This window comes from Streptomyces sp. NPDC044002, assembly GCF_056434525.1.
In genome coordinates this window covers 102148-119787 of sequence record NZ_JBWKEZ010000006.1, presented here as the reverse complement: position 1 = coordinate 119787, position 17640 = coordinate 102148, and the positions used below count along the sequence as shown (strand labels likewise).

General features: G+C 71.9%; 17 protein-coding genes and 1 pseudogene. 11 read left to right on the top strand and 7 right to left on the bottom strand.

Features of this window, described 5'->3' with window-relative positions:
* Positions 1-28: 28 nt before the first annotated feature.
* Positions 29-544 carry an ATP-binding protein gene (locus tag AC07A6_RS06675; protein ID WP_478776320.1) on the bottom strand — a complete coding sequence of 172 codons (516 nt, stop codon included), beginning with the start codon at positions 542-544 and terminating at the stop codon, positions 29-31.
* A gap of 326 nt (positions 545-870) precedes the next feature.
* Between AC07A6_RS06675 and AC07A6_RS06670 the strand changes: the two genes are divergently transcribed.
* The 9 genes and pseudogenes from AC07A6_RS06670 (at position 871) to AC07A6_RS06630 (ending at position 10773) form a co-directional block, all read left to right on the top strand.
* On the top strand, positions 871-1686 hold the full coding sequence (locus AC07A6_RS06670) for a hypothetical protein (RefSeq protein ID WP_478776319.1): 816 nt from the start codon (positions 871-873) through the stop codon (positions 1684-1686).
* Between the two features lie 110 nt (positions 1687-1796).
* Positions 1797-2513, top strand: a pseudogene (locus AC07A6_RS06665) (YcnI family copper-binding membrane protein); the annotation flags it as partial.
* A 111-nt stretch (positions 2514-2624) separates the two neighbouring features.
* Positions 2625-3278 carry an SCO family protein gene (locus tag AC07A6_RS06660; RefSeq protein WP_007265305.1) on the top strand — a complete coding sequence of 218 codons (654 nt, stop codon included), beginning with the start codon at positions 2625-2627 and terminating at the stop codon, positions 3276-3278.
* The gene (locus AC07A6_RS06655; RefSeq protein ID WP_362456541.1) at positions 3275-3745 is read left to right on the top strand and encodes a copper chaperone PCu(A)C; all 471 of its coding nucleotides are present in this window, start codon (positions 3275-3277) and stop codon (positions 3743-3745) included. The genes AC07A6_RS06660 and AC07A6_RS06655 overlap by 4 nt, the downstream gene beginning before the upstream one ends.
* A gap of 22 nt (positions 3746-3767) precedes the next feature.
* On the top strand, positions 3768-5858 hold the full coding sequence (locus AC07A6_RS06650) for a copper resistance CopC/CopD family protein (protein WP_478776318.1): 2091 nt from the start codon (positions 3768-3770) through the stop codon (positions 5856-5858).
* Between the two features lie 5 nt (positions 5859-5863).
* Positions 5864-7147: an iron uptake transporter deferrochelatase/peroxidase subunit gene (gene efeB, locus AC07A6_RS06645; RefSeq protein WP_362456546.1), complete on the top strand. Its 1284-nt coding sequence runs from the start codon at positions 5864-5866 to the stop codon at positions 7145-7147.
* A 42-nt stretch (positions 7148-7189) separates the two neighbouring features.
* Entirely contained in the window at positions 7190-8125 is a 936-nt protein-coding gene (gene pheA, locus AC07A6_RS06640) for a prephenate dehydratase (protein WP_125594069.1), read from the top strand.
* Positions 8126-8686: 561 nt separating this feature from the next.
* Entirely contained in the window at positions 8687-9964 is a 1278-nt protein-coding gene (serS, locus tag AC07A6_RS06635) for a serine--tRNA ligase (RefSeq protein ID WP_125821763.1), read from the top strand.
* A complete protein-coding gene (locus AC07A6_RS06630; RefSeq protein ID WP_362456551.1) occupies positions 9961-10773 on the top strand; it encodes an HAD family hydrolase in 813 nt (270 codons plus the stop codon). The genes serS and AC07A6_RS06630 overlap by 4 nt, the downstream gene beginning before the upstream one ends.
* Positions 10774-10935: 162 nt before the next feature.
* Here AC07A6_RS06630 and AC07A6_RS06625 read toward each other — a convergent pair whose 3' ends face one another.
* Positions 10936-11490, bottom strand: coding sequence for a hypothetical protein (locus AC07A6_RS06625; RefSeq protein WP_478776317.1), 555 nt, complete (start codon positions 11488-11490; stop codon positions 10936-10938).
* Positions 11491-11654: 164 nt separating this feature from the next.
* Between AC07A6_RS06625 and AC07A6_RS06620 the strand changes: the two genes are divergently transcribed.
* Positions 11655-12647, top strand: a complete 993-nt coding sequence (locus AC07A6_RS06620) for a sensor histidine kinase (protein ID WP_478776316.1) — start codon at positions 11655-11657, stop codon at positions 12645-12647.
* A 10-nt stretch (positions 12648-12657) separates the two neighbouring features.
* Positions 12658-13302: a response regulator transcription factor gene (locus AC07A6_RS06615; RefSeq protein ID WP_362456561.1), complete on the top strand. Its 645-nt coding sequence runs from the start codon at positions 12658-12660 to the stop codon at positions 13300-13302.
* A 41-nt stretch (positions 13303-13343) separates the two neighbouring features.
* Here AC07A6_RS06615 and AC07A6_RS06610 read toward each other — a convergent pair whose 3' ends face one another.
* The 5 genes from AC07A6_RS06610 to AC07A6_RS06590 all read right to left on the bottom strand — a co-directional run bounded on the left by AC07A6_RS06610 (position 13344) and on the right by AC07A6_RS06590 (position 17607).
* On the bottom strand, positions 13344-14015 hold the full coding sequence (locus tag AC07A6_RS06610; protein WP_478776315.1) for a rhomboid-like protein: 672 nt from the start codon (positions 14013-14015) through the stop codon (positions 13344-13346).
* 83 nt (positions 14016-14098) lie between these two features.
* Positions 14099-14818 (bottom strand): ABC transporter permease, encoded by a 720-nt coding sequence (locus AC07A6_RS06605; protein WP_362456567.1) that lies wholly within the window; start codon positions 14816-14818, stop codon positions 14099-14101.
* A gap of 14 nt (positions 14819-14832) precedes the next feature.
* Positions 14833-15744, bottom strand: a complete 912-nt coding sequence (locus AC07A6_RS06600) for an ABC transporter ATP-binding protein (RefSeq protein WP_386271475.1) — start codon at positions 15742-15744, stop codon at positions 14833-14835.
* Positions 15741-16628 (bottom strand): ABC transporter permease subunit, encoded by an 888-nt coding sequence (locus AC07A6_RS06595; RefSeq protein ID WP_478776314.1) that lies wholly within the window; start codon positions 16626-16628, stop codon positions 15741-15743. Before AC07A6_RS06595 ends, AC07A6_RS06600 begins: the two co-directional genes overlap by 4 nt.
* Positions 16618-17607 carry an ABC transporter ATP-binding protein gene (locus AC07A6_RS06590; protein WP_478776313.1) on the bottom strand — a complete coding sequence of 330 codons (990 nt, stop codon included), beginning with the start codon at positions 17605-17607 and terminating at the stop codon, positions 16618-16620. Before AC07A6_RS06590 ends, AC07A6_RS06595 begins: the two co-directional genes overlap by 11 nt.
* Positions 17608-17640 lie beyond the last annotated feature (33 nt).

Below are 17640 nucleotides of genomic sequence, written 5' to 3'. Positions count from 1 at the left end.
CCGGATGCGGTTCCCGCCCACCGCCGTACTACGAGGCCTTCAGCAGCGCGCCGTCGCGCCACTTCAGCATCTTGTCGAAGCTCACCACGGCGCCGCGGCCCGGCCGGTTGCGGAAGCGGACGTGGTCGGAGAGCTGCTCGATCAGGTGCAGCCCCCGGCCGTTCTCGGCGAGGCAGGAGCCGGCGGGTCTGGGCCGGGCAACCGTCGAGGGCGGGAATCCCGGACCCGAGTCGGCCACCTCGATGCGGCAGCGGTCCCCGTCCAGATAGGCCGTGACGCGGTACGCCTCGGTCCCGTCCGCGGCGCCGCCGGCGGGGCTCCCGCCGGGACCTTCGCCGGGACCTTCGCCGGGGCCTTCGCCGGGACGGCCGACGCGGCCGCCGTGCTCGACCGCGTTCGCGCAGGCCTCGCTCAGCGCGACCGACAGGTCGTGGCAGATCTCCGGGTCCACCCCCGCGGTCTCCATCGTCCCCAGCAGCAGCCGCCGGGCGAGCGGCACGCTCGCGGCTTCGCGCCTCAAGTGGAGAGACCACCAGATGCTCATACGGGTACCTATTGCCGCCCGCACCGGGCCGTAAGCCCCCGGCGGCCGGCACAGCCCTCATTCGGCCGATGTGCATTTCCCGGGCTGCGGTGTATGCGGGGGGACGGGACCGCGGCCGCACCCGGGACGCACCCGGCGCTGCACCCCTGACCGGGGCCCGCGCACGGCCCCGTCGGGCCGCCGTCAGGGGGCTGTCGGCACCGGGTGCGGAGCTGACGGCGGGCTGACCCGGTACGGACGGGACGCCGACCGGCGACCGGAACCCAAGGGTCCCTCCAGCACCTGCCGTAGGCAGGGCCCGGGCCCAGTGCGATGATTGCCCGGCCATGACTGGATCCCACACGACACGCGCCGGAGCAGGCCTCCGGATGACCCGGGCCGCGGTGTTCACCGCGGTCTGCGTCGTGCTGTCCGCGGCCGGCCACGCGGTGGCCTCCTGCGCGACCGTGCCGTGGTGGGCCCTGGCCCTGGCCTTCATCGCCGTCTTCGCGGTCGCCGCACCCCTGGCGGGACGCCGGCGCCCGCTGCCGGGCATCGCCGCCGGACTGGCCGTCGGCCAGCTCGGGCTGCACACGCTGTTCGGCCTCGGCCAGCACGGCGCCGCGGCCGCCCAGGCACCGGCCGGCGACACCGACACCTCGCTGGCGGCGCTCGCCGCCCAGCTGGTCTGCGGGGGCAACTCCGTGCCGCTGAGTGCGGCCGACGCCCGGCAGATCCTGGAGGCCGCCGGACTGGACCCGGCCGCCGTGGCCGCCCAGGCCGCCGCTCAGGGCCACATGGCCCACGCCCACCTGGCGGGGGGCGCCGCGGCACCTGCGACCGGGCTGTTCAGCCCGGCCATGCTGATCGGCCACCTGCTGGCCGCGCTCGCGGCCGGCTGGCTGCTGGCCCGGGGCGACGCCGCGCTGTTCCGGCTCGTCGAACTGTCCCGGCTCTCCGGCGAAGCCGACCCCGTACGTCCGCTGCGCGCCGCGCTGGCCTTCGTACGCGCCCTTGCGGCCGGGCTCCCCGGCGCCCCCGCGCGCGGCCCCCGGGCCCGCCGGAGCGCCGCCGCGCCCGCCGTCTCGACGGGCCGGGACGCCCTGCAGCACACCGTTGTCCGGCGCGGGCCGCCGACGGCACCGCTCGTCCTCGCAGCCTGACGCGGCACCCCACTCCCCGGAACACCCGGCGGGAGCACCGGTGCCGCGACCTCCGCGCGCGCCCGCGTGCGGAGCCGACGTCACCACTGCTTCCATGGAGCGTTCCTGCCGTGAAGACCTCTCGCGTCTCCTTCGCCGCCGCCCTCGCCGCCGGCACCGTCCTCGCCCTGTCCGGTACCGCCTTCGCGCACGTCAGCGTGCAGCCGGCCGGTGAGGCCGCCAAGGGCGGCTACGCGACGATCAACTTCAAGGTCCCCAACGAGCGGGACAACGCCTCGACCACCCAGATCGAGGTCAACTTCCCGGCCGACCAGCCGCTCACGTCCGTCATGCCGCAGGAACTCCCCGGCTGGACGTCCACCGTCGAGAAGACCAAGCTCGACAAGCCGCTGACCGTGCACGGCAAGCAGATCAACGAGGTCGTCACCAAGGTGACCTGGACCGGCGGCAAGATCGAGCCGGGCAAGTTCCAGCAGTTCCCGGTCTCCGTCGGCAAGCTCCCCGAGAACGCCGACAAGATGGTCTTCAAGGCGATCCAGACGTACGACAACAACGAGGTCGTCCGCTGGATCGAGGAGCCCAAGGAAGGCGCCCCGGAGCCGCAGACCCCGGCGCCCGTGCTGAAGCTGGCCGCCGCCAAGGGCGCCGACGACCACGGCGCCGCCGCCAAGCCGGCCGCCGACGGGGCCAAGAACGGCGACAAGAACGACAAGGGCGAGGAGAAGGGCGGGCACGACGAGGCGGCCGCCAAGAGCGCCTCCGACACGACCGCCCGCACCCTTGGCGCCGGGGGCGTTGTTGTTGGTCTCCTCGGTTTCCCTTTCGGCACCCCCTCCCCCCTCACCCCCCCCAGCGGGGGGGGGGGCCCCCCGGCCCCCCCGCTCCACCGTCGTACGCACGACATCCGCACCATCCCCGATTCCCAGGGACATTTCCTCATGCGCACCACACGTGTGACGGTCGCCGCCCTCGCGGTGGCGACCGCGCTCGCCCTCACTGCCTGTGGCAGTGAGACGGCCAAGAACACCGGTTCGGTCACGCAGATCACCGGTCAGAAGAAGGCCGGATCCGCGACCGTACTCGACCGCCCCTTCGACAAGCCGGAGCTCGTCCTCACGGACACCACCGGCAAGCCGTGGAACCTGCGCGAGCAGACCAAGGGGCGGCCGACGCTCATCTACTTCGGCTACACCAACTGCCCCGACGTGTGCCCCCTGACGATGAGCAACATCGCCGTCGCCAAGAAGGCACTCCCCAAGGCCGACCAGGACAAGCTCCAGGTCGTCTTCGTCACCACTGACCCGGAGCGGGACACTCCCGACTCCCTCGGCGCGTGGCTCAGGGCCCAGGACCCGTCCTTCACCGGACTGACCGGGGACTTCGCCACCATCCAGGCCGCAGCCCGATCTCTCGGCATCGGTATCGAGGCCCCCAAGAAGGAGGCCGACGGCACCGTCGTCTCCATGCACGGGGCCCAGGTCATCGCGTTCTCGCCCAAGACCGACGAGGGCTACGTCCTCTACGGCGAGGGCACGACCGTCGACGACTACACCAAGGACCTGCCGAAGATCATCAAGGGAGAAAACCCGTGAACGCCCGCACCACCCGCACCATCGCCGCCGCCCTCTCCCTGACGGCAGCGCTCGCCATATCCGGCTGCTCCTCCGACGAAGCGGCCAAGCCGAAGATGACGGTCAGCGGGGCCTTCATGCCCCAGCCGGTCAACGACAAGATGGCCGGCGCTTTCATGGTCATCAAGAACGACTCGAAGAGCGCCGACAAGCTGCTCTCCGCCACCAGCCCGCTCTCGGACGATCTGCAGATCCACGAGACCAAGGACCAGAAGATGCAGCAGGTCCAGTCGATGGACGTGCCCGCCAACGGTGAGCTCAAGCTCGAGCGCGGTGGCAACCACATCATGTTCATGGGGCTCAAGAGCACGCCCAAGGTCGGTGACAAGATCACCATCGAGCTGCGCTTCGAGAAGGCCGACCCGGTCAAGGTCGAGCTGGACGTCAAGGAACGGACGTACAACGCGCAGAACTCCACCGCCCACTGACGGACCGAGGAACTGACACGCCATGACGGCCATCGCCCCCGCTCCTCCTTCGGCCCGCGTCCGCGCCACGGCACTCCTGCCGCGCCTCGCGCTGGTTATCGCAGCCCTGCTGGCCACCCTGTTCACCGCGGCCGCCCCGGCCACGGCACACGCGGCACTCACGGCGAGCGACCCCCAGGACGGGGCGGTGGTCGCCACGGCGCCCGCCCAGGTCACCCTCTCCTTCTCGGAGCAGGTCGCCATGGGTGACGACTCCATCCGCGTCATGGACCCGCAGGGCAAGCGCGTCGACACCGGCGAGCTCAGGGACATGTGCAGCGGATCGACCATCCGCTACGGCACCGCCCTGCACCCGGGCCTGCCCAACGGCACGTACACCGTCGCCTGGCAGGCGGTCTCCGCCGACAGCCACCCGATCTCCGGCGCCTTCACCTTCTCCGTCGGCGCCCCCTCGGCGACCAGCGTCACCCTGCCCGACCAGAAGGTGGGCGGCGGCCCCGTCGGCATCGCGTACGGCATCGCCCGCTACGCCGCCTACGCCGGGTTCACCGTCCTCGTCGGCGGTGCCGCCTTCATCCTGCTGTGCTGGCGCCGTGGCGCCGCTGAGCGCCCGCTGCAGAAGCTGGTGGTGCGCGGCTGGGTCACCCTCACCGCCGCCACCCTGGCGATGCTGGTGCTGCGCACCCCGTACACCGGCTCGGGGAAGTTCGCCGACGCCTTCGACCTCGACGGCCTCAAGGCCGTCCTGGACACCAAGACCGGTGCCGCCTTCCTCTCCAGGCTGCTGCTGCTCGGCGCGGCCGCGCTGTTCATCGCCGTGCTCTTCGGTGCTTACGCCCGCCGCCAGAAGGCCGCCGCCGCCGACGCGACGGGGGCCGAGGACGGCGAGGACCGCGCCGAGGAGAAGAAGGAGACGAGCGACCTCGCCTTCGGGCTCGGTGTCGGCGGCACGGTCGTGGCCGGCGGCATCGCCGCCACCTGGGCCCTTGCCGAGCACGCCTCCACCGGTATCCAGCCCGCGATCGCGATGCCGGCCGACATCCTGCACCTGCTGGCCGTGGCCGCCTGGCTCGGCGGGCTCACCGCGCTGCTGGTCGCCCTGCGCAAGGTGCCGGACACCGAGCGGGAAGCCGTCCGGCGCTTCTCCCGGGTCGCCTTCATCAGCGTCCTGGTCCTCGCCGTCACCGGCGTCTACCAGTCCTGGCGCCAGGTCGGCAGCTGGTCCGCCCTCACCGGCACCAGCTACGGCCGGCTGCTGCTCATCAAGATCGCGCTCGTCGCCGTCCTCGTCGGCATCGCCTACCTCTCCCGCAAGTGGACTGCCCGGCTCGGGGAGGTCCAGGCCGAAGAGCCGGAGAAGGTGCTCGCGGGGGCCGATGTTTCACGTGAAACATCGGCCGGGAGCGCCTCGGGTGGTTCCGCCGGGGCCGATACGAACACCGAAGCCGACGCTGGCACCGACGCCGAAGCCGCAGCCGAGGCCAAGGCCGAAGCCGAGGCCGAAGCCGAGGCCGAGGCCGAGGCCGCCGGCGCCGACCCGAAGCGGGCCGCCCAGCTCGCCCGGCAGCGCGCGGCCCGTGAGAAGGCACGCGAGACCCGCGTCCGCGATGCCGATCCGGGCCGTGCGGGCCTGCGCCGCTCGGTGCTCGCCGAGGCCGGCGTTGCCGTCGTGCTCCTGGCCGTCACCACCGTCCTGACCAGCACCGAGCCCGGGCGCGCGGTGGAGAAGGAGGCCGGCCGCGGTGGCGCGTCCGCCCCCGCCGTGCCCAACCGCCCGGTCAAGATCACCCTGCCCTTCGACACCGGCGGCCAGAACGGCAAGGGCAACGTGCGGCTGGAGCTCGACCCCGGCCGGGTCGGCGCCAACACCCTCCACCTGTGGGCGGACGGCCCCGACGGCAAGCCCCTCGACCTCCCCGAGGTCAAGATCTCCTTCACCCTGCCCGCCAAGGAGATCGGCCCGCTGCCGCTCGCCCCCGACCGGGCCTCGGCCGGACACTGGACCGCGTCCGGGGTCCAGCTGCCGCTCGCGGGCGAATGGCGCATCGACGTGACCGTACGCACCTCCGACATCGACCAGACGACCGTCCAGAAGAACGTGAAGATCGGCTGAACAGCGTGACCGACAGCACCGGTAGCACCCCCGACATCGAGATCTCCCGGCGCCGACTGCTGGGCACCGTCGGCGCCGCGGGCGCCACGGGGCTCGCGCTCGGCGCCACGGGCGGCGCGCTCGTGCAGTCAGCGCTCTCGGACTCCCCGGCCGGCTCCCCCGGAGCCGCCGGGTCCCTCGCCTCCCTCGGCGCCACCCGGGTCGCCTTCCAGGGCGAGCACCAGGCCGGGATCACCGACCCGCTCCAGGCCAAGGGGCACGTCCTCGCCTTCGACCTGGCGCCGGGCGCGGGGCGCAAGGAGGCCGCCGCGCTGCTGCGCCGCTGGTCCGACACCGCCAGGCGGCTCATGGCGGGCGAGACCGCGCCGACCGCGGACAGCGGGATCGCCCTGGACGCGGGCCCCTCCTCCCTCACCCTCACCTTCGGCTTCGGCCACTCCTTCTTCGACCGCACCGGCCTCACTGCCCGGCGCCCGGTGGCCCTCGACCCGCTGCCCGACTTCTCCTCGGACCGGCTCGACCCCCAGCGCAGCAACGGCGACCTGTGGGTCCAGATCGGTGCCGACGACGCGCTCGTCGCCTTCCACGCACTGCGCGCCGTGCAGAAGGACGCCGGAGAGGCCGCCCGGGTGCGCTGGCAGATGAACGGCTTCAACCGCTCCCCCGGGGCGACGGCCTCGCCCATGACGGCCCGGAACCTGATGGGCCAGGTGGACGGCACCGCGAACCCCCGGCCCAAGGACCCCGACTTCGACAAGCGGATCTTCGTGCCGGGCACCGGCCCCGGGCCCGCCGAGCACTCCTGGATGGCCGGGGGCTCGTACGCCGTCGTCCGCCGGATCCGGATGCTGCTCGACGACTGGGACAAGCAGTCGCTCGCCCAGCAGGAGCAGGTCATCGGCCGGACCAAGGCCACGGGCGCGCCGCTGACCGGTGGCGACGAGAAGACCGCGATGGCCCTGGACAAGCTCGGCCCCGACGGCAAGCCGGTCATCCCGTCCAACGCCCACGCGCGCATCTCCGCGCCGGCGCAGAACGGCGGCGCCGCCATGCTCCGCCGGCCCTTCTCGTACCACGACGGCATCGGCCCCGACGGCACCCCCGACGCCGGTCTGCTGTTCATCTGCTGGCAGGCAGACCCGCTGCGCGGGTTCGTCCCGGTCCAGCGCAAGCTCGACCGCGGCGACGCCCTGTCGGAGTTCATCCGCCACGAGTCCAGCGGGCTGTACGCCGTCCCGCCCGGTCCGGGCGACGGGGAGTACGTCGGGCAGCGCCTGCTCGAAGGGTGAACAGCACCGCCCCGGCGGGTGGCCCGGCATTAGGCTGACCGCATGTCGGCCACCCGCTTCACGTATCTCGGTCCCGAGGGCACTTTCACCGAAGCCGCCCTGCGCACTCTGCCGGAAGCAGCCACCAGGGAGCTCGTCCCGATGGTGTCGGTCCCGGCCGCCCTGGACGCCGTGCGCAACGGCGAGGCCGCGGCGGCGCTGGTGCCGATCGAGAACTCGGTGGAGGGCGGGGTCACCGCCACGCTCGACGAGCTGGCCTCCGGCGAGCCGCTGATGATCTACCGCGAGGTGCTGCTGCCCATCGCGTTCGCGCTGCTGGTGCGGCCCGGTACCAAGCTGTCGGACATCAAGACGGTCACCGGTCATCCCGTCGCCCAGCCGCAGGTGCGCAACTGGCTGCGGACGCACCTGCCCGACGCGGTGTGGGAGTCGGCGGCCTCCAACGCCGACGGTGCCCGGCTGGTGCAGGAGGGCCGCTTCGACGCGGCCTTCGCGGGCGAGTTCGCCGCCGCCACGTACGGGCTGGAGGCGCTGGTCACCGAGATCCACGACGCCCAGAACGCAGAGACCCGTTTCGTGCTCGTCGGACGGCCCGCCCGGCCGGCCGCGCCCACCGGCGCCGACAAGACCTCCGTCGTGCTGTGGCTCGGCGACGACCACCCCGGTGCGCTGCTGGAACTGCTGCAGGAGTTCGCCGTCCGCGGGGTGAACCTGATGCTGATCCAGTCCCGTCCGACCGGCGAGGGCATCGGCAACTACTGCTTCGCCGTCGACGCGGAGGGGCACATCTCCGACCGCCGGGTCAGCGAGGCGCTGATGGGTCTGAAGCGGACCTGTCCCCAGGTGCGCTTCCTCGGCTCCTATCCGCGTGCCGGTGTCGCGCTGAGTGAGGTGCGGGCCGCGCGGCCGGGAACCTCCGACGGCGACTTCACCGAGGCCTCCGACTGGCTGGCGCGCTGCCTCGACGGCCGGGCGTAGTCCTCCGTCCACTGTCCACAGAGTTATCCACAGGCTGGGATGGCGACCTGGGGACAAGTCGACAGAGCGGCACGGCAGCGTCGACATATCGGTCGGGTGGCCCAGGTTTCGCGCTGGGGAGCGGTAGGTGAACGGCGTCACCCCCGTATCGCCGATCAACTCTTTGGAGCGAGCCATTCCCACCCGAATGAGTGTGTGGGGGCGGTTTGAACCCTGATCGGCCCGGACCGGTCGCGGACGCCTATTGATCTAATTCGATGTCCACAGATCCGGCGCACAGCCTGTGGATAAGAGTGGCCAGGGGGGAATTCCTGTGGACAAGGGCCGCCCCCCTCCCGCCCTCCGGGCCTGCTCAGACCCCGCGCACCGGTCGCCGTTGTGCCCCTTTTCGGAGAAAGGGGGCGATTTTATCGACCTGGTCCCCAGTGGCTGGATCCAGCTGTCCGGCGGCCGCGGGACAAGCCCGGACCCAGCCAATTCCATTCGCCCGAATTGGGACATAGCGACACGCAGCGTGATATCGGTGTGAGCCCGGGAAGCCCAGCCCGGTAGCCTGGAGGGGTGATTGACCTCCGGCTGCTCCGTGAAGACCCCGACCGTGTCCGCGCCTCGCAGCGCGCCCGTGGAGAGGACGTCGAGCTCGTCGACGCGCTGCTCTCCGCCGACGAGCGCCGCAGGTCTTCCGGCATGCGCTTCGACGAACTGCGCAACGAGCAGAAGTCGCTCGGCAAGCTCATCCCCAAGGCCTCCCCGGAGGAGCGGGCCGAGCTGCTGACCAAGGCCGAGCAGCTCAAGCAGGACGTCAAGGCCGCCGAGGCCGAGCAGAACGAGGCGGACGAGGCTGCCAAGCAGCTCCTGCTCAAGCTCGGCAACATCGTCCACGAGGACGTGCCCGTCGGCGGCGAGGAGGACTTCACCGTCCTGGAGACGCACGGCACGATCCGCGACTTCGGTGCCGAGGGCTTCGCGCCCAAGGACCACCTGGAGCTCGGCGAGTCGCTGGGCGCCATCGACGTGGAGCGCGGCGCGAAGGTGTCCGGCTCGCGGTTCTACTACCTCACCGGTGTCGGCGCCCTGCTGGAGCTCGCCCTGGTGAACGCGGCGATCGCGCAGGCCACCGAGGCCGGCTTCATCCCGATGCTGACCCCCGCGCTGGTCCGTCCGCGCGCCATGGAGGGCACCGGCTTCCTCGGCCAGGCCGCGGAGAACGTCTACCACCTGGAGAAGGACGACTACTACCTGGTCGGCACCTCCGAGGTCCCGCTCGCCGCGTACCACATGGACGAGATCATCGACGCCGAGAAGCTGCCCCTGCGGTACGCCGGCTTCTCCCCTTGCTTCCGTCGCGAGGCCGGTACGTACGGCAAGGACACCCGCGGCATCTTCCGCGTCCACCAGTTCGACAAGGTCGAGATGTTCTCGTACGTCGCTCCGGAGGACGCCGAGGCCGAGCACAAGCGGCTCCTGGAGTGGGAGAAGCAGTGGCTGACCAGCCTGGAGCTGCCGTTCCAGGTCATCGACGTCGCGACCGGCGACCTGGGCGCCTCCGCCTCCCGCAAGTTCGACTGCGAGGCCTGGATCCCGACCCAGGGCAAGTACCGCGAGCTGACCTCCGCCTCGAACTGTGACGGCTTCCAGGCCCGCCGCCTGGCGATCCGCTACCGCGACGGCAAGAAGACCGCTCCGCTCTCGACGCTGAACGGCACCCTGTGCGCCGTCCCGCGCACCATCGTCGCGATCCTGGAGAACCACCAGCAGGCCGACGGCTCCGTGCGGGTCCCCCCGGTGCTCCGCCCCTACCTGGGCGGCCGCGAGGTCCTGGAGCCGATCGCCAAGTGAGCCCCGCTCCGTTCCCGTACAAGCTCGTCGCGACGGACCTCGACGGCACGCTGCTGCGTGACGACGACACCGTCTCGGAGCGCACCCGTGAAGCGCTCGCCGCGGCCACCGCGGCGGGCGCGGCGCACATCGTCGTCACCGGCCGTGCCGTGCCCTGGACCCGGCACGTGCTGGACGACCTCGGCTACCGGGGGATCGCGGTGTGCGGGCAGGGCGCCCAGGTCTACGACGCGGGAGCGCACCGGCTGCTGACCTCGGTGACGCTGGACCGGCAGCTCGCCGGCCTGGCCCTGTCGAAGATCGAGGCCGAGGTGGGTCCGCTGGCGCTCGCCGCCAGCCGTGACGGGGTGGACGGCGAGGTCCTCTTCGGCCCCGGCTACCAGGTGCAGGAGGGCCTGCCGGCGCTCTACCTGGAGGACACCGCCCAGGTCTGGACCGCCCCGCTGAACAAGCTCTACATCCAGCACCCGGGGATGGGCGAGGACGAGCTCGTCAAGGTCGCCCGGGCGCTCGTCGGCAATCTGGTCGACATCGTCATGGCGGGCCCGGGCATAGTGGAGATCCTCCCGCTGGGCCTGAGCAAGGCCACCGGTCTGTCACTCGCCGCGCGCCGGCTGAAGGTCAAGGCCGCGGAGACGATCGCCTTCGGCGACATGCCCAACGACATCCCCATGTTCGGCTGGGCCGCGCACGGCGTCGCCATGGCCAACGCTCACGCGGAGCTGAAGGCGGTGGCCGACGAGGTGACGACCTCCAACCAGGAGGACGGCATCGCGGTGGTCCTGGAGCGCCTGCTCGGCGCCATGTAGCGCATCGGGACGCAGCAGCGTACCCGGGACCGGACGTACGAGAGGTCCGGGACGGCCCGCGCCGTGAGGCGCGCTCGAAGTGGCCGTCCCGGACCTTTTGTTGCTCCCCGCACCACTCACTGTGCCCCGGCCACACGGGCGGTACCAGCGAATTTCCGCCGGTCAGCCACGGAACCCGCGGCGCCGCCAGTAGGCCGCCGTCACGAAGGCCAGGAGCGGCCCCCACAGCAGCAGGGGGGCGTAGCAGAAGGTCATGAACCAGTACGCGGCCCCGCTGGGCGCGGTGGGGCTCGCGGTGAAGTTGGCGTTCCACCCGAAGGCGGAGAGCACCGTGATCGCGGTGACGGCACAGGCGCCGAGGGCCGCTGGAACCACCGCGACGAGCGGCGGAATGCGGCGGCCGCCCAGCCGGGGGATCCAGCGCGGCACCTCCTCGCCCCACCGCTGCACGAGGCCCAGCGTGAGCAGGCCCAGGCATTCGGCGAGGGTGCTGAGCGCGATGAGGTAGAGCGATCCGACGCCCGGGAAGTTGTCGGCGTGCAGCGCGTCGCCCGCCTTCCAGCCGACGGGGATCCCGACCGCGATCAGTACGCGCCACAGCCCGCTCGGGAGCAGGGTCAGGGCCGCGGCCTTCGCGGCCCAGCGGACCGGGCGGGAGACACCGGGGACGACGGCGGAGGCGGCCACCGGGGCGGGGGCGGGGGCGGTGAGGGCCATGGCTCAAGTCCGTTTCAGGAGGCGGCTGGTGGTGCTCCAAGCCTCGTCCGGACCACTCCGCGCGGCCATCGGCCGATCAGCAGGTTCGGGGCGGCCGGGAGCCTGATCCGCCTCTGCCGAACGGCAGATGGAACGGGGCCGCCCCCGCTCGTAGGGTCGGCGGCATGACCTGGAATCCGCGTGCCCTCTACGCCCCGGCCCTGGCCTGTGCCTCCGTGCTGTCCCTGGGCGGGAGCCTCGCCCGGGTGCCCGGGGCGTGGACCCTGGTAGGGGTGGCACTGCTGCTGCCCCTGCTGGCGCTCGTGGCCCGGTGGTCACCGGTGCGGCCCGGGGCGGTGGCCGGCGCACTGGGCGCCGCGGCGGTCTCGCTCTGGCCGGTACCGCTGCTGTGGACGGACGGGGCGTCGTGGCTGGAGTGCAGCGGGGCGGCGGCGTTCTGGTCGGCGCCGGCTCTCGCCGCACTGGCCCTCGGCGGCCATCTGCGCCGGCAGGAGGGCAGGACTCGGCGGGCGGTACGGGATGCACGGCGCGGCCAGCAGCTCGAACTGGCCCGCGATCTGCACGACTTCGTCGCGCATGACGTGAGCGCCATCGTGGTGCAGGCCCAGGCGGCCCGGTTCGTCGCCGGGAGCGACCCCCGCCAGGCGGTCCTCGCCCTGGAGCGCATCGAGGCGGCCGGCCTGAGCGCGCTGGCCTCGATGGACCGGACGGTCCACGCACTGCGCGCGGCGGGCGGCGGCCCCGCCGCGCCGGCCCCGGGGCTCGCCGAACTGCCGGGGCTGGTGGCCCGTTTCGAGGGCGGGGTACTGGAGGACGAGGAGCAGGCCCTGGCCGCCCTGTCCCGCGAGGCGGACACGACGGCGTACCGCGTCGCGGTGGAGGCGCTGACGAACGTACGGCGCCACGCGCCCGGAGCGAGCTCGGTACGGGTGAGCGTCCGCCGGGCCCCGGCGGGGATCGAGCTGAGCGTGGCGAACGCCGCGCCGCCGCGCGGACCCCGGGGTCTCCTCGGCCGTCGGCGCGGCGGCGGGACGGGGCTCGCGGGCCTGCGGGAGCGGGTGGAGGCAGCGGACGGCACCTTCGCGGCGGGGCCCGACGAGGCCGGGGGATGGCGGGTTTCGGCGGTCTTCCCTCCGGCAGGCCCCCCTGTGGGGTGATCATGGCAGCGTGACCACCAGCATCCTGATAGCCGACGACCAAGAGGACATCCGCAGCGGGTTCCGGCTGATCCTCGACTCCCAGCCGGACATGACCGTGGTGGGGGAGGCCGCCGACGGGGAGAGCGCCGTGGAGCTGGCCCGGCGGCTGCGCCCCGACGTGGTGCTCGCCGACATCCGCATGCCACGCCTGGACGGCCTGGAGGTGACCCGGCTGCTGTCCCCGCAGACCCGGGTCGTGGTGGTGACCACGTTCGACCAGGACGACTACGTCCACACCGCGCTGCGCAACGGGGCCTGCGGGTTCCTGCTGAAGCGGTCGGGCCCGACACTGCTGATCGAAGGGGTGCGGGCGGCAATGGCCGGGGACACCCTGATCAGCCCTCAGATCACCGTACGGCTGCTGAGCCGGCTGTCGGAGCCCGGTACCGCGGCGGCGCCCGTGCAGCCCGGGCAGGTGCTGACGGGGCGCGAGCTGGAGATCGTACGGCTGGTGGCGCGGGGGCGTACGAACGCCGAGATCGGGGCGGAGCTGTTCATCAGCGCCGGTACCGCGAAGACGCACATCGCGAACGTGCAGGCCAAGCTGGGGGCCCGGAACCGGGTGGGAATCGCCGCGTGGGCCTGGGAGCACGGAGTGGTCGGCCCCGAGTAGACCGGCCGGGGCCTGGTTCGTGTTTCACGTGAAACACGGGGTCAGACGCGTGTTTCACGTGAAACATCAGCCGCCGGCCCGTGCCCGTGCGGATCGCGGTGCACGGTGAGCGGCCAGGCGAGGAGGCCCACGGCGAGCGAGGTGGCGTGGCCGAGGTCGGTGAAGGTGCCCCCGGTGAGCAGCGGCAGTCCGAAGAAGGCGACCACGCCGAGGAGGTAGAACCATCTCCAGGGGTGTGGGAGCCGATAGGCCAGCACTCCGATGGAGGCCGCCAGCCCGTAGCTGACGCCGATGTCGACGACGTGGGTCATGCTGTGCGGCGCACGGTGGTCCTGGATGGCCATCAGGAGCACCTTCTGGCTCAGGAGGGTGGCGACGACATGCGCGGTCGTGACGATCAGGAGCCAGCGCAGGGTACCGAGCCAGCGCTCCACGGGGGCGTGGAAGAACTCGAAGAGCACGGCGTACAGGGCGAGCGAGGCAGGGTTCTCGATCCAGAAGGCGCTGCTGAGCAGTGCCCGGACGGGGTATTTGACCAGCTGGTGGATGTTGCTGCTGTTGCGGTGGAGCAGCACGTGGTCGAGCCGGTCCGGGGCGATCGCGACGACGAGGCTGGTGACGGCGACGATCAGCAGCCATATGTGAGTGCCGGGCGAGGAGCGTATCCAGGACCGCAAGGGCCTGGACGGCTCAGGCTCGGGATGCTGGATCATGCACCGATGATGCCCCGCAAAGCTGTGCCCCGCCTGGCCGGTGGGCCGGGCGGGGCACGGTCGTGGACGCTGCCGCCGGAGTCCTACTCCTCGCCGGCGAGGGTGAGGCGGCGGAGCTTCTGGCCCGCGTACACGGTGGCTCCGACGGTGACCGCGAGGAGCAGGACCACCGCGGTGGGCAGGCCGACACTGGCGTCGACGTACCCCTGTCCGGCGACCTTCTCGGCCAGGGCCAGGGCCCACTGCTGGACGCTGAGCGTCTTGGCTCCGGAGACCAGGCTGCCGAAGAGGGACTCCCAGATGAGGGCGTAGACCAGGCCGAAGACGACCGCGTGCCGGCTGACGGTGCCCAGCAGCAGGAACAGGGCGCTGTAGGCGATCGAGGCGACGAGGGCGGCCACGGTGTAGGCGATGGCGATCTGCTGGCCGTTGCCGTTGAGGATGAAGCCCGCGATCAGGGTGGGAATCGCGGAGAAGGCCATCGTGACCGCGATCGCGACGATCAGCTTGGTCATGATGATCGTCGGCCGCTTCACCGGCTTGGAGAGCAGGTAGACGATCGAGCCGTCGTCGATCTCGGGGCCGATGGCTCCGGTGCCGGCGATGACGCCGATCAGCGGGACCATCGTCGCGAGGGCGAAGCCGCCGAGGAGGTCGGCCGCCACCTTGTCGTCCACGCCGGTGAAGAAGCGGACGGCGAGGGCGATGACGATCAGCAGCGCGGGGAGCGCGAAGAGGATCAGCGCGCGGCGCCTGCCGAGCAGGGCCCGGTAGGTGAGCCGGGCGACGGTGGGGTTGTACATGGGTGCCAGCTCCTTCAGGCCGCGACGAGGTAGGAGAAGACCGACTCGAGGGACTCGTCGGAGGGGGAGACCGTCAGCAGCCGGATGCCGTGGTCGCGGGCGACGCGCGGCAGCAGCTCGGTGAAGCGTCCGAAGTCGACGGCCTGGATGCGCAGCGCGCCTTCCTGGAGGTCGACCTCGATGCCTGCCGTGGAAGGGTCGGCGATCAGGGCCGCGGCGAGGGCCCGGTCGTCGGAGGAGCGGACCAGGTAGCGGTGCGGGCGGTCCGTCATCAGGCGGCGGATCTTGCGGAAGTCGCCGGATGCGGCGTGCCGGCCGGCGACGACCACCTCGATGTGGGAGGCGAGCTGTTCGACCTCCTCCAGGATGTGGGAGGAGAACAGAACGGTGCGGCCCTCGTCGCCCATACGCCGCAGCAGGTCCATGAGCTGCATGCGCTGGCGCGGGTCCATGCCGTTGAACGGCTCGTCGAGGAGGAGCACGGACGGCTCGTGGACCAGGGCGGAGGCCATCTTCACGCGCTGGCGCATGCCCTTGGAGTACGTGGCGATCTTGCGGTCCTGGGCGTACTCCATCTCGACCGTGGCGAGGGCCCGCTGGGCCGCCGCGTCGTCGAGCCCGTGGAGCTCGGCGTTGGCGACGACGAACTCCCGGCCGGTGAGGAAGTCGTACATGGCCTCGCGCTCGGGCACGACGCCGATCTGCTTGTAGACCTGCTCGTTCCGCCAGATCGGCGCGCCGTCGAGGGTGACGGTGCCCGTGGAAGGGGCGAGGAAGCCGCCCATCATGTTGATGAGGGTGGACTTGCCGGCGCCGTTGGGGCCGAGGAGTCCGGTGACGCCGGGACCGATGCGCATGGTCACGTCGTTGACGGCGACGACGTTCCCGAACCAGCGGGAGGTGTGGTCGATGTCGATGATGGTCACAGCCCGGCCTTCCGGTAGCGGGCCATCAGGGCGGCGTAGGAGCCGGCGATGAGGCCGAGTACGACGAGCAGGTACACCACTCCGGTGGCGGCGGAGGGGCCCTCGCCGCCCGGGAAGGCGGAGGTGGCGCCGAGGAAGGCGGTCTGCACCCCGTCGATCAGCGAGATCGGGGAGAAGAGGCCCATCCACTCGATGGCCCCGGTGTTCCCGGTGGAGTAGGCGACGGCCTGGATGGTGGAGACGGCTCCGTAGGGGATGAGCAGCAGTGCGATGACGGCGGCCACGCCGAAGCCGCGGCGCGGGGTGAGTGCGGCCATGACGAGGCCGAGGCCGGCGAAGAGGAGCGACAGCAGCAGTACCGACACGAGCCCCTGCCCGAATCCCTTGGTCTGGTGACCGAAGTCGAACTTCGCCAGCAGCGAGCCGATCCACATGATCAGCAGCGGGGTGGCGGTGAGGATGAAGAGGGCCGAGGCCATGGCGGCGTACTTGGCCAGCACGTAGTCGACCCGCTCGATGGGCCGCGAGAAGTAGAGCGGCACCGTCTTGAACCGCAGGTCTCGCGAGACCGACTGGGGCGCCTGCGAAGCGAGGTAGAGGCCGATGACCACCTGTGTGGTCAGGGCGTACGTCGTGTACTTGATCGGCAGGTCGCTGGAGCCGGGGACGGCGATGGCCACCGCGACGATGATCAGCGCGGGGATGCACATCACCGCGAAGAGGATCATCGGCAGCACCTTGGACTTGGCGGAGCGGCCGAGCCCGTACGCGCCCCGCAGGGACTGCGAGAACAGCGAGGCGCGGGCGTAGCCGCGGCCGAGCCGGGGGCCGTCGTAGGACCGGTAGCCGATGTTGTGGATCTGGGTCGAGGTCTCAGGCGCCATCGGGGCCGGCTCCCTTCGGGTGGGCGGGCGACGAGGACCGGTCGCTGTCGCGGAAGACCTCGGCGATGTGGTGGCGGCGCTGCTCCATGCGGACCAGGCCGAGGCCGAGGTCGGCGACGGTGTCGCGGACGGTGTCGTACGTCTCCTCGCCGATGGCCTCGACGAGGAGGATGTGGCCGGCGCCGGGCAGGCCCTGCTCCTCACCCTCGTGCAGGGTGATGCCCGCCGCGGTGAGCGCCTTGCGCAGGGCGGCGGTGCCGTCCGGGTGCGCGTCGGAGTCGGTGACCTCTACCGCGAGGGTGGTCGTGGTCTGGGTGAAGTCGCTGGTGGAGCTGGAGCGCAGCAGCTTGCCGCCGTCGACGACGACCACGTGGTCGCAGGTCCGCTCCAGCTCTCCGAGGAGGTGGGAGGTGACCAGGACCGAGATGCCGAAGTCGGTGTAGACGCGGCGGATCAGGCCGAGCATCTCGTCGCGGCCGACCGGGTCGAGGCCGTTGGTGGGCTCGTCGAGGAGGACCAGCTGCGGGTCGTGGACCAGCGCCTGGGCGAGCTTGACCCGCTGCTTCATGCCGGTGGAGTAGCCGCCGATGGGGCGGTAGCGCTCCTCGTACAGGCCGACGTGGCGCAGGGTGTCGGCGGTGCGCTCGCGGGCGGCGGTCGGCGGGAGGCCGGACATGCGCGCCATGTGGACGACGAACTCGGTGGCCGAGACGTCGGGCGGCAGGGCGTCGTGTTCGGGCATGTAGCCGACCCGTTCGCGGATGGCGCTGCCATGCGTGGCGACGTCCAGTCCGAGCACGGCGGCGCGGCCCTCGGTGGCGGGGGACAGTCCGAGCAGGATCTTGATCAGCGTGGACTTGCCGGCTCCGTTGGCGCCAACGAGGCCGGTCACGCCGGGCCCGATGTCCAGGGAGAGCCGGTCGAGGGCGGTCACTCGGGGGTACCGCTTGCTCAGGCTTTCGGTCGCGATGACAGTCACGGCTTCGACGTTAGTGCCGAGGGGGCCGCGGAT